12 protein-coding genes and 1 riboswitch are annotated in these 17,795 nt (G+C 46.0%); of the genes, 4 read left to right on the top strand and 8 right to left on the bottom strand.

Features of this window, described 5'->3' with window-relative positions:
* Positions 1-89: 89 nt before the first annotated feature.
* From NSB28_RS00170 to NSB28_RS00150, 5 genes are all read right to left on the bottom strand, one after another.
* Positions 90-2,075, bottom strand: coding sequence for a VgrG-related protein (locus NSB28_RS00170; RefSeq protein ID WP_257497352.1), 1,986 nt, complete (start codon positions 2,073-2,075; stop codon positions 90-92).
* A gap of 156 nt (positions 2,076-2,231) precedes the next feature.
* On the bottom strand, positions 2,232-3,644 hold the full coding sequence (locus NSB28_RS00165; protein ID WP_109624767.1) for an NCS2 family permease: 1,413 nt from the start codon (positions 3,642-3,644) through the stop codon (positions 2,232-2,234).
* Positions 3,645-3,733: 89 nt separating this feature from the next.
* Positions 3,734-5,203: a stage IV sporulation protein A gene (gene spoIVA / locus NSB28_RS00160; RefSeq protein ID WP_109624768.1), complete on the bottom strand. Its 1,470-nt coding sequence runs from the start codon at positions 5,201-5,203 to the stop codon at positions 3,734-3,736.
* A 60-nt stretch (positions 5,204-5,263) separates the two neighbouring features.
* Positions 5,264-9,133, bottom strand: coding sequence for a diguanylate cyclase domain-containing protein (locus NSB28_RS00155; RefSeq protein WP_109624769.1), 3,870 nt, complete (start codon positions 9,131-9,133; stop codon positions 5,264-5,266).
* Positions 9,134-9,160: 27 nt separating this feature from the next.
* Positions 9,161-10,672, bottom strand: a complete 1,512-nt coding sequence (locus NSB28_RS00150; RefSeq protein WP_109624770.1) for a 4Fe-4S dicluster domain-containing protein — start codon at positions 10,670-10,672, stop codon at positions 9,161-9,163.
* Positions 10,673-11,021: 349 nt separating this feature from the next.
* Between NSB28_RS00150 and NSB28_RS00145 the strand changes: the two genes are divergently transcribed.
* Positions 11,022-11,891 (top strand): homocysteine S-methyltransferase family protein, encoded by an 870-nt coding sequence (locus tag NSB28_RS00145; RefSeq protein ID WP_109624771.1) that lies wholly within the window; start codon positions 11,022-11,024, stop codon positions 11,889-11,891.
* Positions 11,892-12,180: 289 nt separating this feature from the next.
* Positions 12,181-12,367, bottom strand: a riboswitch (cobalamin riboswitch).
* Positions 12,368-12,559: 192 nt separating this feature from the next.
* Here the strand turns inward: NSB28_RS00145 and NSB28_RS00140 are convergent.
* Positions 12,560-14,086 carry a PucR family transcriptional regulator gene (locus NSB28_RS00140; protein WP_109624772.1) on the bottom strand — a complete coding sequence of 509 codons (1,527 nt, stop codon included), beginning with the start codon at positions 14,084-14,086 and terminating at the stop codon, positions 12,560-12,562.
* Between the two features lie 155 nt (positions 14,087-14,241).
* Between NSB28_RS00140 and NSB28_RS00135 the strand changes: the two genes are divergently transcribed.
* From NSB28_RS00135 to NSB28_RS00125, 3 genes are all read left to right on the top strand, one after another.
* Positions 14,242-14,877 carry a corrinoid protein gene (locus NSB28_RS00135; protein ID WP_109624773.1) on the top strand — a complete coding sequence of 212 codons (636 nt, stop codon included), beginning with the start codon at positions 14,242-14,244 and terminating at the stop codon, positions 14,875-14,877.
* Positions 14,878-14,958: 81 nt separating this feature from the next.
* Positions 14,959-15,504 carry a DUF2284 domain-containing protein gene (locus tag NSB28_RS00130; RefSeq protein WP_187374060.1) on the top strand — a complete coding sequence of 182 codons (546 nt, stop codon included), beginning with the start codon at positions 14,959-14,961 and terminating at the stop codon, positions 15,502-15,504.
* 5 nt (positions 15,505-15,509) lie between these two features.
* On the top strand, positions 15,510-16,163 hold the full coding sequence (locus NSB28_RS00125; RefSeq protein ID WP_109624774.1) for a cobalamin B12-binding domain-containing protein: 654 nt from the start codon (positions 15,510-15,512) through the stop codon (positions 16,161-16,163).
* 125 nt (positions 16,164-16,288) lie between these two features.
* Here the strand turns inward: NSB28_RS00125 and NSB28_RS00120 are convergent, their stop codons facing one another.
* Together NSB28_RS00120 and NSB28_RS00115 are read right to left on the bottom strand one after the other, a co-directional pair.
* Positions 16,289-17,140: a bifunctional 5,10-methylenetetrahydrofolate dehydrogenase/5,10-methenyltetrahydrofolate cyclohydrolase gene (locus NSB28_RS00120; protein ID WP_109624775.1), complete on the bottom strand. Its 852-nt coding sequence runs from the start codon at positions 17,138-17,140 to the stop codon at positions 16,289-16,291.
* A 16-nt stretch (positions 17,141-17,156) separates the two neighbouring features.
* Positions 17,157-17,786 (bottom strand): cyclodeaminase/cyclohydrolase family protein, encoded by a 630-nt coding sequence (locus NSB28_RS00115; RefSeq protein ID WP_109624776.1) that lies wholly within the window; start codon positions 17,784-17,786, stop codon positions 17,157-17,159.
* Between the last annotated feature and the right edge of the window lie 9 nt (positions 17,787-17,795).

Here is a 17,795-nt window from a genome sequence, read left to right as displayed (position 1 = left end):
ATTATACTCCTGAATTAAAATAAAAACAGCCGCAGCGTTAAATAATTAGCGCTGCGGCTGTCCGGTATACACAGAAATCTGCTGAAATCTTATAATCCCCTTAATATCTGCAGGGCAAGATTCCTCTCGGCAATATACCTGGATGTATATGGAGGATAATCTTTTATCCTCTTCTCATATATTTTGTTGATAAATTCTTCATCTGTCATTTGGTTCGTGATGCCCGCCTTTGAGATAGCAAGTGCAGCGGTTCCGCCTCCATGCTGGATCGCATAACTGAAGACACTTCCTTTTACCACATTTGGCCTGGAGGAAATATTAATGCCCAGTGACCTCAGCGACCATTCTGTAGGCTCATAATACTGTTCATAGGCAAAGTCATCCTGGCACCTTGCAAAAAGCTCCGGCGTCTTTGCGTATATACTGTTCCAGGCCTTATATAAATCAGTATTTCCCTTCAGCTTTTCTTTAGGAATGCTTAAAAACGGAGCAAATTCCGCAAATGCCACCGGGTCACGCCCATAGCAGTACTGCAGAAGCTGCTGCAGTGAGTACCTGTAATCAAACTGGTAGTAGCCGCAGGCATTGCCTGAATCACCGCCGGTCTGGTTATAATTTCTTCCGGACTCAAACAGTGTAAAGAACAGCAGGTCACTTTGAGGTCCCGGATCGTTCTTCACAGTGCATACGCCCGCACTGTCAACACTGTATGTAACACCATTCGCCGAAATTGTTGTATTTGTCACCATGATGCCTGCATCGTTAAAATAATATGTCTTTCCATTAATATTCTGCAGCCCGGTCACGGCCTGTCCGCTTCCCCCAAAGTAATACCAGTATCCATTATATGACTTCCAGTCATTCTTCCTGGCATGTCCCCTTGGACTTATTGTATCTTCAAAATAATACATGATTCCTGCTATTTCTCTTAATCCAGTGAGCATAACACCGTTATCTGAACAATAGTAGAACTCTCCGTCAACTTCGATCAGCCCCGTGGCCATCATTCCATTATCCTGAAGGAAATACCAGCTGCTTCCTGATTTTTTCCATTCATGTGTCACCATAGCCCCGCTGCCGTTGAAATAATAATAAATGCCGTCAATCATCTGCCAGCCTGTCAGCATAGCTCCGCTGCCGTTACAATAATACGTCTTGCCGTCCACATCGATAAATCCTGTAGCCATACGTCCATCCGCCTGCAGATAATACCATTTGCTCCCTGACCTGAACCACTGGTTCTTCAGCATGGCGCCGCTTCCGTTAAAATAATAATAACTGCCGTCGATCATCTGCCAGCCTGTCAGCATAGCTCCGCTGCTGTTGCAGTAATAAGTCTTGCCGCTGTCAGTGATCCAGCCTGTCCCCATCTTTCCGTCTGACTGCACATAATACCATCTGCTGCCGGATCTCACCCATTTATTAGTCTGTATAGCTCCGCTGCTGTTCATATAGTAATAAATACCGTCGATCTTTTTCCAGCCTGTCAGCATAGCGCCATTTTCATTACAGTAATATTGCTTTCCCTTGCTGGTCACAAAGCCTGTCTGCATTTTGCATGCTTCGTCGAAAAAGTACCATTTACCGCCTATCTGTTTCCACCCGTTGCAGGCTGCGCTTCCGCTTGCATCGAAATAATACCAGACATCATCTATCTTCTTCCAGCCGCCGCTCAGCATAGCTCCTGAAGGATTCATATAGTACCATTTCCCTTTGACCTGCTGCCAGCCCGTCAGTTTTTCCCCCTCAGGAGAATAATAATACCATTTGCCGCCGATCCTATGCCAGCCGCCTTTAAAATCTGGTATCCACTTGCCGTCCTCTCCTACAAAACAGTCTCCTATGGAAGACGGCGCCCATCTGTTTGTGTACATGATGCCATCTTCACCTACATAATATTTACCGCCGATCCAGCGGCTTGTGAGCAGATTCCCCGAATCATCATAATAGACCCACTGGCTGGATGCCGTCTTGCTCCATGCGGCATCTGCATTCAGCGGATGATACAGCATGAACGAAAAAGCCAGACATCCGGCGGATATCATCAGCTTTTTTATAATGCTCCCTCTTTTCATTATCATAGTCTCCTTATTAATTTTGTTACAAAACTATTAAAGTTATTAAACATTATATAATAATTTATTAAACTTGTCAATTTAAGGATAAAAAAAAGAAACACCTTTTTCATGACAAAAAAGGTGTTTCCACAATCTTCCATATATCTTATTCAGCTAAATGAGGAAATACTTTAACAAGAATAATGCAGCCAGAATAAACATGACAATGCTTATTTTTTTCTTCTTAATATTTCCTGCCAGAAGATTAATAATTACATACGATATTGTTCCCATAGCTATTCCTTCAGAAATGCTGTAGAAAAATACCATAGCTCCAATACAGATGAACGCCGGAATTCCCTCACAGGGATCTGAAAAATCAATCAGGCCTACATTGCTGAGCATATAGAACCCTACGATAACAAGGGCAGGCGCCGTTGCAAAGGACGGGATAGCCAGGAAAATCGGTGACAGGAACAGGGCCAGGCCGAAAAGAAGGGCTGTAGTCACAGAGGTAAGTCCTGTTCTTCCACCTTCCGCCACACCTGAAGCGCTTTCAACAAAGGTAGTGACTGTAGATGTTCCCAGAACTGCACCTGCTGTAGTCGCAACAGCGTCCGCCAGCAATGCGCCCTTGATTCTTGGGAGTTTACCGTCTTTATCAAGCATATTGGCCTTTGTGGACATTCCGATCAATGTACCAAGCGTATCGAACATATCCACAAAGAGAAATGCAAATACGACCACGATAAACTGCATGACCGGAATACCGGAAAAGCTCAGGTGCCCGAATATTGGAGCGAGGCTCTTTACAGCAATTCCGCCGCTGAAATCAGGAAGCAGGGAAAAGAAGCCATTTGCCGGATTCGGGACATAGACCCCTGTTAACTGACAGATGATTCCAAGTACCCAGGTGATAAGGATCCCCCACAGGATATTGCCTTTTACTTTTTTAGCCACAAGTATCCCTGTGATAATGATGCCGATAACTGCCAGGATCACTGTTATCCCCACATCATTGAAAGTACCTGCCACAAACTTTTCACCAGCCGCCTCCGCTGCGTTTTTAAGGTTAGAATTATAGCCGTCCAGGGAGTAGAGACCCACAAGAGTGCTTCCGCCGATGACGATCTTAGCATTCTGCAGCCCGATAAATGCGATAAACAAACCGATTCCAACGCTGACAGCATGCTTTAAGCTGAATGGGATGGAATTAAATATAGCCTCCCGGACATTGACAAGTGACAGCAGGATAAAGACGATACCTTCTACAAAAACTGCCGCCAGCGCTACTTCCCACGAATAGCCCATCTGAATGACTACCGTGTATGCGAAATACGCATTGAGGCCCATGCCGGGCGCCAGGGCAAAAGGATAATTTGCGAAGGCAGCCATCAATAATGTACCTATCAATGCCGCTACTGCTGTCGCTGTGAAAACTGCACCTTTATCCATCCCGGCCTTACCCAGAATATCAGGGTTTACTGCCAGGATATAAGCCATAGTCATAAAGGTCGTTATCCCGGCAATGATCTCAGTTTTCACATTAGTGTTGTTTTCTTTCAGCTTGAAAATCTTTTCTAACATGAAATTTCCTCCTACGAAGTATTTAATTTTTTCAACAGAAAAAGTTTATCAAATATTTATAAAAAAGTAAACCTTTTTTATGACTTAATTTAAATTATAATACAAATCAGGCCGCCTTTTGAATCATTTACAATTTTTTTCATAGTATCCTGAAGTTTTAGCTGACTTTCCTCACCTATCACTGCCAATTTTGCTCTGATTCCGTCTCCTACCAGCTGTTCGATAGATTTGCCGAAGATATTTGTCTCCCAGATACCGTTCTCGCCCTTGCTGTTCTCCTTTATATATGCGATCAGGTCTTCCGCCTGCTGCTCACTTCCCACAATAGGCGCGATCTCTGTCTCTATCTCTGCCTTGATCAGATGGATGGAAGGACTGGCCGCTTTGATCTTGACCCCGAACTTGCTGCCCTGTTTGATCACAGACGGCTCATCCAGAGTGATCTCCTCCTGCCCCGGCGTGATGACTCCGTAGCCTGTTCCCCTAGCTGCTGACAGGGCTTCCTGGACCTTCTCGTATTCTTTTTTCTTTTCGGACATCTCTTTAATAGTAGATATGAGCTGATATTCTCCTGTAATAGAAACTCCTGACATCTCGCTTAACATCTCATAATAATATGTATCATCAAGCTCGATGCTTATTTTAGCAGTACCCTCACTTAACAGCACGGAGTCCAGCTTCGCTTTTTTGACATACTCATTCTGGAAGGAAAATGTTTCCCTGGAAATATCCCTGATGTGTCCCATGCTCTCCATAAATGACCTGATATCCTTCAGGATGGATTCCTTGATCTTATGATCCCTGGGAAGCGTCTCTATCCATTTCGGAACATAGAATTCCAGTTTTACAAGAGGGAATTCATAAAGTATGCGTTCCATGATCTTCATGATGTCATCTTTTCTGAGCTGCTCACAGTTTACAGCCATAGCAGATGCATGATAAGTAGCTTCCACGTATTCTACTGCCCTCTTAGCCTCGTCGCCAAAGGGGCGTTCTGAATTGACAAGCACCACAAACGGCTTCCCGATCTTCTGCAGCTCCGTGATAGCACGTTTTTCCGGTTCTATAAAATTCTCTCTGGGTATCTCGCCAAAAGTACCGTCACAGGTGACTACCACACCTATTGTTGAATGATCCGTTATAACCTTCCTTGTGCCGATCTCGGCTGCTTTTGTAAAAGGGATCTCCTTGTCGGACCAGGGAGTCTTCACCATCCGCGCCCCTGCATTTTCATCTGTTCCTGCCGCTCCGTCTACAATGTAGCCAACGCAGTCTACCAGGCGGACCTTCGCCTGCACATCTTCTGATAACTTCAGGAGAGCCCCCTCTTTAGGTATAAATTTAGGCTCAACAGTCGTGATCGTTTTGCCCTTTCCGCTGGTAGGCAGTTCATCTGTAGCCACAGCTTTTTCATTCTCAGCCATCGCAGGCAGAACCATCTGCTCCATAAACCGCCTTACAAAAGTAGATTTTCCCGTGCGCACAGGCCCTACGATTCCCAGATAGATCTCGCCGCCTGTGCGGGCCTGTATATCTTTGTACAAGTTAAATTCTTCCATGAAAATACCCCCTCGTATATACTGATATAGTATATGTGAGGAGGTTTTTATTTAGAATAATTATTTATGCAGATAACTTTCTCTGAAATCTTCAACAGGCACCGGCTTCCCGTAGAGGAATCCCTGTATGTAGCGGCACCCCAGCGTCTCCAGCAGATTTCTCTGCTCCAGCTCTTCCACGCCCTCAGCCACGACTGAGAGGCCCAGCTCCCGGCACATGTCAAAAATATGGCGCACTATGATCTGATTCTTTTTGTTATTTACAAGATCATTTACAAGACTCTTATCCAGCTTGAGCACATCAAACTGGAACAGTGCAAGCAGCATGGTATTACTGTATTTCGCGCCAAAATCATCCAGGTGCACATGAAAACCAGACTGCTTCAGCTCTTTTCCGACTCCGATGAGCGTATTCTGATCCATCTGACCGATGGTCTCGGTGACCTCCACATCCACAAGATTAGTGGGGATATTATACTTACTCAATATCATATGCAGGGTATCTGCAAGTTTTTCTTCCAACAGCGTAATTCTGGAAATATTCAGGGATATGGGGCAGACCTTAAAACCTTCATCTATCCATTGCCGGAGCATGCGGCAGACCTCCTCTACGATAAAGAGGTCCAGATACCTGATGATCCTCTCCGACTCCAGGATCGGTATAAACCTTCCCGGCGTAATAAGTCCCGTTTTCTCCGTATAATACCTGGAGAGAGCCTCCGCACTCACCACCGCACCCGTCTTAATATCCACCTTTGGCTGAAGATAGAGCATAAAATGCCCCTCTTTCAGTTCTTTTAAAAGGGCCTGGAGATTTTTCGTCTCCATGTGGCGGCTTTTGTGGCGTTTGTGGTCATAATACCTCTGCTTCGCTGCGAGCATAAGCTCATCAGCCTTCCGAAGCAGCTCCGGTATATCGGGGTCCAGCTCTGACCAGACAACCCCGACGCTGGCCCCATAATAATCAAGTTCATCGATGGCCGCCTCCATCTCCCTTGTCCTCAGACGGAACACTTCCTCCGTACAGTTGATCCAGATGATTACGAATTCATCTCCGCTCAGCCTGAATACCTGATCCTCAGCAAAAAATTTTCTGAATGCAGATGCATGGTCTTTGACAGCTTCATCTCCCTTTTTATGCCCGAAATTCTCATTGAGCTCTTTCAGGCCGTTAATATTTATTGTGAGGACACCCACTGATTTTACCGGAGTATTTTTTATCCTGTCCAAGAGCCGCACATAGCCGTTTCTGTTCAGAAGGTCTGTCAGCCCATCATGATAGCTCATATATTCAAACTTCTCTGTCAGTATTTTATTTGAAATAACATTTTCTGTAAAATAAACAATCGACTCCAGAAGAGATGTGTTCTGGTAAGATGTTTCAGGATTTTCAAGAACAAGAAACCCAGACACTTCACCCTGGTTCCTGACAGGAACAGCATAAAAAGATCTTACCCTGTACTTCCACATATTTTTATACTCATCTGTATATGGAAGCCTCAGGCTCTCAACATCCTTTACGGAGATAATGCCTGTTTCATCCAGATGCTCCATCCAGAATGTGCTGTTGAATGCATTCTCATCCATGCCTTTTGCCATCCGCGGTTCAACACCGGGCTTACAGATCTCCTGCATGCTTTTTAAGATCCCGCGCCTGTTTTTATATTCAAACACATAAGCTCTGTCAGTATTATACAAGCTTGATATGGTTTCCAGCATCGCATACATAGTTTCCCTGAGATCTTTGCTGCCAACCATTCTGCGGACGCATTCCAGCAGCATATTCCCCGCTTCCAGCTGGTGTGCCAGCTCTGCGCTCACCGCATTCTTCTCTGTAATATCTACAGCATACTCCAGGCGGGCCTTTTTCCCATGATACATCACCAGCTTATCCTTCATCATAAGGGCTCTGCCTATCCGCTGGTTCATATGCTCCCAGGAATATATCCTGTCAAAGGAAAGTCTGTCATTTGTACAGAACGGGCAGGGCTCATCCATTCCCTGCAATATCTTGTAGCACGGTTTCCCCTTGTACCCGTCTCTGCTGATATCCAGCTGGCGGCAGAGATACTGGTTCATAAACAGGATTTCATATGTCTCGGGATCACTTAAATAGATCTGCTCCTCTATGGCATCCGCGATCAGGAATGCCTCCTCACTGATCTCCACTGCTCCCTCTTCTGCCATGACAGTATGTGTATCGATTTCAGATATCACAGGCGGGATCCACTCATTCCCGGATTCCTTTTCACTGTAGACAAGACTTGTATTTTTCCCGCTGTTTTTAGCTTCATAGAGGGCAATATCTGACTTCTTATAGAGCTCTTCATATGTACTGCCGTCTTTAGGATAATATGCCACGCCTATGCTGCATGAGATATCTTCATTGCCATGGTATTTCTCACGAAACAGCTCACAGACTTTCCTCGCGCTCTCTTCAGCAGCCCTGCCATCCAGAATGCCGCGCATAAAGACAACAAACTCGTCCCCGCCTATCCGTCCGACTACATCCTTTTTCCTGAAGCTGCGCTTCAGCTGTTCCGCTATCTCACGCAGCATGCGGTCACCGTGGAGATGTCCATATTTATCATTGATCTTCTTAAAATCGTCTATATCTACGATCAGAAAAGCATGCTCTCCTGTTCTGCCCGCATCACTCTTTAAATAATCTGATATGACATTTTCCGTAGTCTTCTTATTATATACGCCCGTCAGCATATCCATCTGTGATTCATATTTGAGTTCAAGCTCCCTGCGCTTCTTATCATTGATATCTTTCAGGCAGACAAGCCCTTTCAGTTCACCGGTCAAAGGATCCTGCAGCAGATAAGCGGTAGAGACAAACCAGATGAAATTTCCCATCTCATCTGCCCGTCTGTTTTCAAAGTTTATCTCTTTCTTTCCCTCTTCAAATGCCCTCTTCAAAGCTTCCGGCTTGAACGTCTCCCAGTATTTCTCCCGCTCCTCTATGTGGACACGCCTGCTTCCCATCTCTCTGACAAAAACGGAATACTTTTTATACTGCCCGGCCTCGGCAAATAACTTTTTATCATCCACGAATTTTTCTACTGTATCAGTAGTCAGATCTACCTGGGCCCAGTAAAGCGCATCTGAAAGCATTGCCTGGCGGTACTGCTCTTCCTTGACATATGATATCTCCGCCTCTTTCTGCCGTGTGATATCCTCCAGGATACCTACAGCATCTATTGCATTGCCGTCCTTGTCATAGATGAGGTTCAAAGTATGGCGGAACCATGAAAATGTACCGTCAAAAATTTTCACTCTGGCTATGCAGGAGGCCATAGCCTCCCCCTGATTGATTCGTTCAAACATCATCCTGAAGGCAGCGGCATTATCCTCATGGATGATACCGCTTTCAATCAGGCTCCCCGGAACATTTTCCAGGCACTGCGGCAGCGCAAAGAGCTCTGATGCATGCCTGTCCATGTGCAGTGTACGGTTTTTAATGTCATAATCATAGATAATATTATTTGTCTGGGACAGTGCGATCTTCAGCTTTTGTTCGTCCAGATTGAGCTGCTGCTGCATATTCTTATATTTTGTCAGGTCCATCACATTGCAGTACATTACAACTTCATTGTTCTCAACAACAAAGAGCCCTTTCGTGCGCAGCAGGACCTTCCTGCCGTCCCTGCGGGTAATATGCTTCTCAAATTCAAAATAATTCCTTCCGTTCTGAAAGGCATTCTGGGTAACCTTGCGGATATTGTCCACGTCGCTTCTGGAGATCACTGTGATGAGCCTGTTGCCCAGCTCGATCTGCATTTCCTGGGGCGTATATCCGTAAAAATTGTAAAATCTGTCATTGGCAGCCAGCAGCGTGAAGCTGTCATCCAGACGGACTTTGCAAAGGCCCCCTATCATTATGTTATCTAAAAGTTCAAAATCCGGTGATTCAAATTTCTTCACATCTCACACCTCCAGCCTGACATGGATTTATTTCTCCTCCAGACTCTCCAGTTGTTCCTTATATGCACTGGACAGCGCACACTGTTTCTTAGCATTTTTCTTATTAATATTCACGGCTGCTGTAGATTTAGCTATGGGCTGCAGCGTACCTGCACCGGCCACGCATCCGCCGGGACAAGCCATGCCTTCCAGCAGATAACCGTCATATTTTCCTGTCTTTGCCATCTGAAGTAATTTTCTGCAGTCCGCCAGCCCTTCGGCATTGGCTACCTTTACTTCCCTGTCAGGATCCAGTTCCCTGATACAATCTACCACTGCGTTAGCCACACCGCCGCTTACTGCAAACCCTCTGCCGTCCCCACTGGCTTCTGAGAGTTCACTCTGCTCTTCTATTTTCTTTAAATCAACGCCTTTGGCTTCAAACATACCCATCACTTCTTCAAAGGTAAGTACAAAGTCCACATCGCTTCTTATAGATTTACGGCTGGCCTCCAGCTTTTTCGATGCACAGGGACCGATAAATGCCACTTTGCACTCAGGATGTTTCTTTTTGATCAGACGTCCTGTAAGCACCATAGGTGTTAGAGCCATTGATATATAGGGCGCAAACTCCGGAAAAAGCTTCTTTGCCATCACAGACCATGCCGGACAGCAGGAAGTGGCCATAAATGGCTGCTCCTTTGGAACCTCTTTCAGAAAGTCCTTTGCCTCCTCTATGGTACACAGGTCAGCTCCGATCGCCACCTCGACAACATCAGCAAAGCCCAGTTCCCTGAAGGCCGCCCTCAGTTTGTCAGGAGTCACCTTGGGGCCAAACTGCCCCACAAAAGCAGGCGCGACTGCTGCATACACCGGCACATCACTTTTGATCGCCTGGATAGTCTGGAAGATCTGTCCTTTATCCGCAATAGCGCCAAACGGGCAGTTCACAAGGCACATTCCGCAGGACACACATTTATCATAGTCAATATCAGCTCTTCCGAATTCATCACTCTTAATCGCATCCATGCCGCATACACTGGCACACGGCCTCTCCATCTTCAGAATTGCGTGGTAAGGGCACTGCTTCACACACTTGCCGCATTTAATACATTTATCCTGGTCGATCACAGAGCGGCCGTTTACGATAGATACAGCATCCTTGGGACAGACCTCCTTACAGGGATGGGCCAGGCAGCCCTGGCACGCATCTGTGACTAATACCTTTTTGTCAGGACAAGAATGGCACGCAAATTTGATGATATTTATAAGAGGTGGTTCATAATAGCGCTCCGCCACAGCGCTTTCTTCGATTCCCGCTGAAATAGGCGCGTGTTCCGTCATCTTGCGCAGAGGCAGTCCGATGGCAAGTCTCAGCCTCTCCCCTACAATCGCTCTTTCCAGAAAGACACTTTCACGGTAAGAAGCTATCTCTCCCGGAATGATTTTATAAGGCAGCTCTTCTATCCTGGAGTAGTCACCGCCTTCATATGCCAGCCTGGCCACTTCTGTGAATATCTGTCTGCGTATCCTGATTACTGAAGTTTCAATCCCTCTCATTTAGCTCCTCCTGTATCCCGTTCCCGGCCGTGCTGCGCCGTTTTATATACTTTTAAATCATATTTCCATGATCTTAATGGTTACAATTTTATCATAAATTACTTTTATTATCAAGGTATGTTATGTTATAATACTTTTGCGCGGACGGCTGAAAGTTACTGTTCACACGTCACCATCCCGAGGGTTGCAGCGCGAAACGGCGGTTTTTGCCGTTTCTGTGCATCGCGGAGCGTGTTACTGGTCACGGAGTGAACAGTAACGGCTGAAATGTTACCTTGCGGGTAACGCAGTCTTATCATGGAGGTATGTTATGAAGCTGTTATAAACTAAATATAAAGGAGCAGTGACAATGACAAAAAACGAATTCAGCAGGCTCATGGAAAAAGGCATATTATTTCTGGACGGCGCAACAGGCTCAAATCTGATCGAAGCCGGAATGCCCAGAGGCTTATGTACTGAAAAATGGATATGTGAAAATCCGGATATTCTCCTGACCCTTCAAAAAGCTTATGTTGAAGCTGGTTCTGATATACTGTACGCGCCAACCTTCGCTGCCAACAGGCTGACCCTGGAGTCACACGGACTTGAGAATGAGACAGAGCAGATCAACAAAACTCTCGCCGCCCTCTCCATTAAGGCGGCAGACGGCAAAGCCCTTGTTGCGGGTGACATTACCACAACAGGAAAGTTTCTGGCGCCCCAGGGGGATCTGTCATACGACAAGCTGCTGGGCATCTATGCAGAGCAGATTACGTATCTGGCTGATTCCGGCGTGGATCTTCTTGTCGCCGAGACAATGATCGGGATAGATGAGACACTGGCTGCTCTTGATGCAGCTGCTTCCATATGCAGCCTGCCCATCATGTGTACACTCACAGTAGAATCTGACGGCAGCCTTTTCACAGGAGGAAGCATATTTGAGGCTGCGGCTATCCTTACAGAGATGGGAGCTGATGCTATCGGTGTAAACTGTTCATCAGGACCGGACCAGCTGGAATGCATCATCCGAAACCTGAGTGCCATCACAGACCTTCCTGTAATAGCTAAGCCAAACGCAGGCCTTCCCCAGATCCTGCCGGATGGATCAGCTCATTACAATATGCAGGCGGATGAGTTTGCAGATTCAATGAAATGCCTGAAGGACGCAGGAGCTAAGATACTCGGCGGATGCTGCGGCACAACACCGGAATATATCAGAAAAATGAAAGAATTGATATAAGCATAAAAACAAGAAACGCATCTGCATCCTGATCGCCCAGGTGCAGATGCGTTTCTTTGATGAAAAAGACTGCGGAATTCTTTTCCATCTGAAATTATATCATGCCGGTTAATCTATATTCCCGATTCTTGCGGAGGTCCTCGGAAACAAATGCAAAGGCATGAAGGAGGTATGTTTGTGCAATAACTTGCTTAGAGATTCCGATAAAAAAATGCCGGCTCACCCAAAGCCTGCATCAACCTGAAAACAAAAATATGTTTCCATTATGGATGTATGACTCTACTCGGAAGTCCATCTCACATATTAAGCAGGTTTCCTGACTTACAGATCAACGCTCATCTCCTCCTTCTCGCAAATGGGTATGCAATGGATTTACGGAGACTTACTACCTGAATACAGTGACCGGATCGCTTGGGATTCTCACCCAATTCCCTCTTCAGGACAAAATGTCCTGCACTTAATATGACAATATTAAATTGCACAAGCTTATTATAGCAGAAATTACAGATTTGTCAATCACGGAGTTACTGGTCACACGTCACCATCCCGCGAGGTGTTTTCGTGCGTATTTGCACGAAAATCCCGAGGGTTGCAGCGCGAAACGGCGGTTTTTGCCGTTTCTGTGCATCGCGGAGCGTGTTACTGGTCACGGAGTGAACAGTAACCCATCACAGATTCTGCATATCCAGAAGTCTGTACGAAATCATCAGATAGAGCATCATCCCGGCATCTTCTGTCTCCAACCCTATAAGCTCCTTAATCCTGTCCATCCTGTACAGAAATGTACTTCGGTGGATAAACAGCTCCTTAGCCGACTGTACAGCATTCAGGTGATTATTCAGATAGACCCTGAGTGTCTCATAGAATTCTGTATTATGCCCTTTATCATATTCTTTGAGTTCAAGCAGTTTCTCCGAGCTGCACAGAACAGCCGGAATCTGGGCTGTGCTCTGCTCCAGCAGATAATCCAGAGCCACCTCATCGAACCTGTGAATCCACTGGTAGATATTCCTCCTGCTTCCCGTAGAAAGGCCTGCGCTGGCCTGCTTAAAGTAATAGCGGAGGTAACGGAAACCTGAAAACTCATTACTGATGCCTGCCTTCAGATAACTGTCCCTCAAAAAATAGACCAGCTTGTCAAAGACATCCTCCGTATCACCGTTAAATCTTGTCAGATTGATATATACTACAATATCTGATTCAAACTGGAATGCACAGGAGCTGTGTACAAGCGACTCAATATGTTTGCATATAAAATTAACCGACATATTCTGTTTGTCGATCATTGGCACTTTAAAATTCATACAGACATACCTGTGTTCCGGAACCCATCCATATTCAAACAGCTCCTGCTCTATCTGTGCCAGCTCCTTCTCCTCGTTTTCCACCACCTGGAGCAGGATATGATGAAGCGTATGGACATTCTCCTTTCCGTCTGCACTTCTCTTTTCCAGGATTTTACTTATGAATCCCCCAAAGGAAACAAGCGCCTCCACATCCCCCGGAACAAACTTTCTCATGATCTCAGGTATGGCTATCCTGTACCTGTAGACACCCCTGTCAAATACATTCAGGCAGAGGCTGCGGTATCCTGTGATGTATTCCGGGTAAAAAAATGCTTCTTTTTTGTTTCTCAGCTCTGCATACTGGGAATCCTGCATGAATGCTGTGCCATATTCATACAGATTGTCAGGCTTGATCAGTTCCCGGAGGCCCGGTTCCTCGTCCATTATGGAAGAATGGGCGATCAGGGATAGGTCAGAGGTAGAGATAGTTACTGGATTTCCGAACACCTTTACGCTCCTGTCCAGCATCTCCTGAAGATCCTTCTCCTCATGAAGGACTGCGTTCATCATCTGCTCCCACTCTTCATAAAAATCATATATCCTCTGTATATCATTGAACAGCTGGCAGATGCTAAAAGATCCAGAAATCTCCAGAACATTGTCAAACCCGTCATATTCTGCCTGCCCATCCTGACGGATTATGATAAAAAATGACGATGCTGCCGTCCCCAGATCCGCTTTCGGGACAGCGTCCTGCATAGCCAGGTACAATCTGTCCGGAAGCGTCTTCTCATCTTTCTCATAGAACAGAGGCCTTGCAAAAAAACGCTCTTCTGTCAAAAGCCTCCCGTCATCCATACTGTATTTCTCTTTTAAATGCTGCCTGATAAGTGCAGGACTCAGCTTCATTTTATCTACTCCTGTCTGTTTCGCACAATATATTTCTCTTCCTACACATTGTACGAAAAACCTTTTAAATTGTCAATTGTTTGTTGGATTAACAAATTCATTTTTTTCTGATACAATGGATTTAACCAATTAAAAAACACAGGAGGTATGTGAAAATGGGAAAATTACAAGAGCTTGCGGAAGCTGTAGAAAAAGGTAAGGCAAAAATTGTTCCGGGACTTGTTCAGGAATGTGTTGACGAAGGTACAGACCCTACAGTCATCCTTAACACAGGTATGATTGACGCTATGGGCGTTGTAGGTGAGAAATTCAAAAATAATGAAATATTTGTTCCTGAGATGCTTGTTGCTGCCAGAGCTATGAAAAAAGGTGTTGAAGTATTAAAACCGTATCTGGCTTCAGGAAGCGCAGGAGCTCTTGGCAAATATGTACTTGGTACTGTTGCCGGTGACTTACATGATATCGGAAAGAACCTGGTTGGCATGATGATCGAAAGTGCGGGCTTCGAAGTCATCGATTTAGGTGTTGACGTTCCAATCGAAAAATTCATTGAAACAGTTGAAGCAAATCCGGATACAAAGATTGTTGGATGCTCTGCTCTTCTAACAACAACTATGCCGGCTCTTCGCGATACAGTTAAAGCTTTAAATGAACAGCCATGGCGTTCAAATATTAAAGTCATGGTAGGCGGTGCTCCTATTACTCAGGAATTCGCAGATGAAATCGGCGCTGACTGCTATACTCCTGATGCTGCAAGTGCTGCACAGGCTGCAAAAGCTTTAGTTTCATAATAACATAGGTAACCCATATTATTAGGGCCGTTCCTGTAAAAGGGGCGGCTCTTATAAGTTAAAAGGAAAGGGTGGATATTTATGAGCATTGATATAAACAGGATCGTCACTCAGGCACTTGAACACGGCTTTACATCAGCTGCCCCTCTCTCAGTAGAAACCCTGAAGCTGCTCCCGGAAGTCCGGGATATGTGCGCATCCAATACATGCCACAAATACGGCCAGAACTGGGCCTGCCCTCCCGGCTGCGGCACACTTGAGGAGTGTGAGGCAAAACTGAGGAAATACAGCTGCGGTATCATTGTCCAGACTGTGGGAAGCATTGAAGACTCTATGGACTTTGAGGGGATGGTCGAGGTAGAGAAAGGACATCAGGAGCATTTTATCAGTTTTTCGGACATTCTCGGCAGCCAGTATCAGGTCCTTCCCATCGGTACAGGAACCTGCAGCAGATGTGCCTCATGTACATACCCGGATGCCCCCTGCCGCTTCCCTGACAAGATCACATCCTCTATGGAAGCATACGGCATGCTTGTGACCCAGGTATGCAAAGACAATAACCTGCCCTATTATTATGGCAATGACAAAATCGCTTACACAGCCTGCTATCTTATAAAGGAAAAGTAATATCCATGGAAATAAAAGACTACTTATCATTAATCTCACAGACAATCAGAAATGGACAGCCAAAGTATACAGAGCGTATGGTATTGGAGGCATTGGATCATGGCGTCACAGCCGGAGATATCCTGAACCGCTCTTTCATTCCTACTATGAAAGATATGGGGCAGCGTTATAAAGAAGACGAGGTATACATCGCCAAAATACTCTCGGCAGCCCGCGCTATGAAATACGGACTCCGTGTCTTAAAACCCAGGCTTGAAGCCGAGGGTGAGGACTCTATGCACAAAGGCAAGGTAATTCTTGGTACAGTGGTCGGAGATCTCCATGACGTTGGAAAAAATCTCGTGGGACTTATGTTCGAAAGCGCCGGATTTGAGGTGATTGACCTGGGGATCGATGTGTCAGAAAAAAAGTTCGTACAGGCCGTCAAGGATCATCCCGATGCTGCAATCGTCTGTATTTCCTCCCTGCTTACCACTTCTCTCGGCAATATGAAGAGTATCGTCAAAGCGCTGAACGGGATGGAGGAACGCAAGAATTTCAGGATAATGGTGGGAGGCGCCCCGGTCACCCAGGAATTCTCGGATGAGATCGGAGCAGATGCTTATACCGACAACGCCTACGATGCAGCTGAGGCAGCCAAAACATTCGTTCTTCCATAGAAAACTTCGTTCCCTATAGAAGAATACCCTCCGGGGAGATGCGCAGCTGCGCGCGCATCCGGTGAAAACAGAAGGAGGCCGGAAATATGTTCCGGCCTCCATTCGTTTCTTATACTTTTTCGGCTTTACTGAAGAGTTCTTGCAGCAGCCTCCACCACATGTCCCACAAGGACAGAAGTCGTAACACTTCCAACTCCCCCCGGAACAGGTGTGATAGCATCTACAACAGGCTCTGCCTCATCAAACTTTACATCACCGCAGAGTTTGCCCTCTTCATTGACATTAATGCCCACATCAATGACCGTCTGGCCTGCGCAGAGGTAGGAACCGTCTACCACTCCGGCCCGTCCTGCAGCCACAATAACGATCTCTGCCTCTTTCACGACTGAAGGCATATCCACAGTCCTGGTATGGCAGACTGTCACTGTCGCGTTCTTCTTTAAGAGCATCATCGCTGCCGGTTTTCCTACCACAAGGCTTCTTCCCACAACAACTGCCTTCTTCCCTGTACAGTCTATTCCATAGTGGTCTAGGATCTCCATACAGGCCTGAGGTGTACATGGCGGGAATCCCTGCTTTGTTCCGGCAAATACGCCTACCATTGAACCATCAGTAATTCCATCCACGTCTTTTTCCGGCTTTAACGCCTTAATAACGGCTGCCTCATCAAGATGCTTAGGAAGAGGGCGGAAAATAAGAATGCCATGTATGTTATCATCTTTATTTGCCTTATCAAGGGTTGCCATCAGCTCCTCCTGGGTCACATCAGCCGGCAGCAGGAATTTTTCATAAGCCACGCCGAGAGTCTCACAGCGTTTTGTTGCCCCTCTTTCATAGGAGACATCGTCCGGTCTTTCACCAACGCGGATTATCCCAAGTGTGGGCTTCACGCCCCTGCTCTCCAGCTCAGCGACCTGGGCCTTGATCTTTTCATTTAATGCTGCTGTTACTTCTTTTCCAAGTAATTGTTTTGCCATGCTCTTTTCGCTCCTCCTATTTCAGCCTGGAGATCACGCTGTCAAAAATCTCATCTGCCATCTTTGGATATTTTTCCAGCATGGCATCTGCCTTTGCATTCAGCTCCTGGGCGTATTCACGGTTTTTCATGGATTTTGTATTGATATACACATTCAGGCTGGCTCCCTTAAGCGCTGCCTTACAAAATGCTGCCGCCACACCTGCGTCACTGATTGCCAGGGCGGAACCTTTAGCCGCAAACTCCCGGATAAGCTCAATCGCCTCGCAGCATTTCTCCATGATCTCCATAGGCACGGAGCATGCGTCTTTTAAAACGATCTCCATGACACGTGCTTTTTCAGCCTTTTCTTCCTCTGTTTCCCTGGGCATTCCATATGCCTTTGAAAGAGGCTCAAAAACTTCTGCATCCCTCTCCACAAGAGTAAGCAGATCTTTTTGAAGGACATCACATTTGCCTTTTAATGCCCACATTTCCTCTTCTACGTCCGCATATTTCTTTTTGCCCACAGTGAGGCTTCCTACCATATTTCCAAGCGCTGTTCCAATTGCCCCGACTAAAGCGGAAGCTCCGCCGCCGCCCGGAACAGGCGCCTTAGATGCAAGTACTTCTACAAACTCATTACAAGCTGCTGTTGAAAATCCCATACCTCTTCC

The sequence above is a fragment of the Murimonas intestini genome (genome assembly GCF_024622195.1).
Lineage (GTDB): Bacteria > Bacillota > Clostridia > Lachnospirales > Lachnospiraceae > Murimonas > Murimonas intestini.
Note: the sequence above shows the minus strand (reverse complement) of the source record. Positions and strands in the feature narration are given on the sequence as shown.

Coding starts and splice junctions, on each gene's coding strand:
- NSB28_RS00140 (WP_109624772.1), bottom strand. CDS start 14,086: ATGAAGCTGAGTCCTGCACTTATCAGGCAGCATTTAAAAGAGAAATAC.
- NSB28_RS00165 (WP_109624767.1), bottom strand. CDS start 3,644: ATGTTAGAAAAGATTTTCAAGCTGAAAGAAAACAACACTAATGTGAAA.
- spoIVA (WP_109624768.1), bottom strand. CDS start 5,203: ATGGAAGAATTTAACTTGTACAAAGATATACAGGCCCGCACAGGCGGC.
- NSB28_RS00120 (WP_109624775.1), bottom strand. CDS start 17,140: ATGGCAAAACAATTACTTGGAAAAGAAGTAACAGCAGCATTAAATGAA.
- NSB28_RS00125 (WP_109624774.1), top strand. CDS start 15,510: ATGGAAATAAAAGACTACTTATCATTAATCTCACAGACAATCAGAAAT.
- NSB28_RS00170 (WP_257497352.1), bottom strand. CDS start 2,075: ATGAAAAGAGGGAGCATTATAAAAAAGCTGATGATATCCGCCGGATGT.
- NSB28_RS00150 (WP_109624770.1), bottom strand. CDS start 10,672: ATGAGAGGGATTGAAACTTCAGTAATCAGGATACGCAGACAGATATTC.
- NSB28_RS00130 (WP_187374060.1), top strand. CDS start 14,959: ATGAGCATTGATATAAACAGGATCGTCACTCAGGCACTTGAACACGGC.
- NSB28_RS00145 (WP_109624771.1), top strand. CDS start 11,022: ATGACAAAAAACGAATTCAGCAGGCTCATGGAAAAAGGCATATTATTT.
- NSB28_RS00115 (WP_109624776.1), bottom strand. CDS start 17,786: ATGGGATTTTCAACAGCAGCTTGTAATGAGTTTGTAGAAGTACTTGCA.
- NSB28_RS00135 (WP_109624773.1), top strand. CDS start 14,242: ATGGGAAAATTACAAGAGCTTGCGGAAGCTGTAGAAAAAGGTAAGGCA.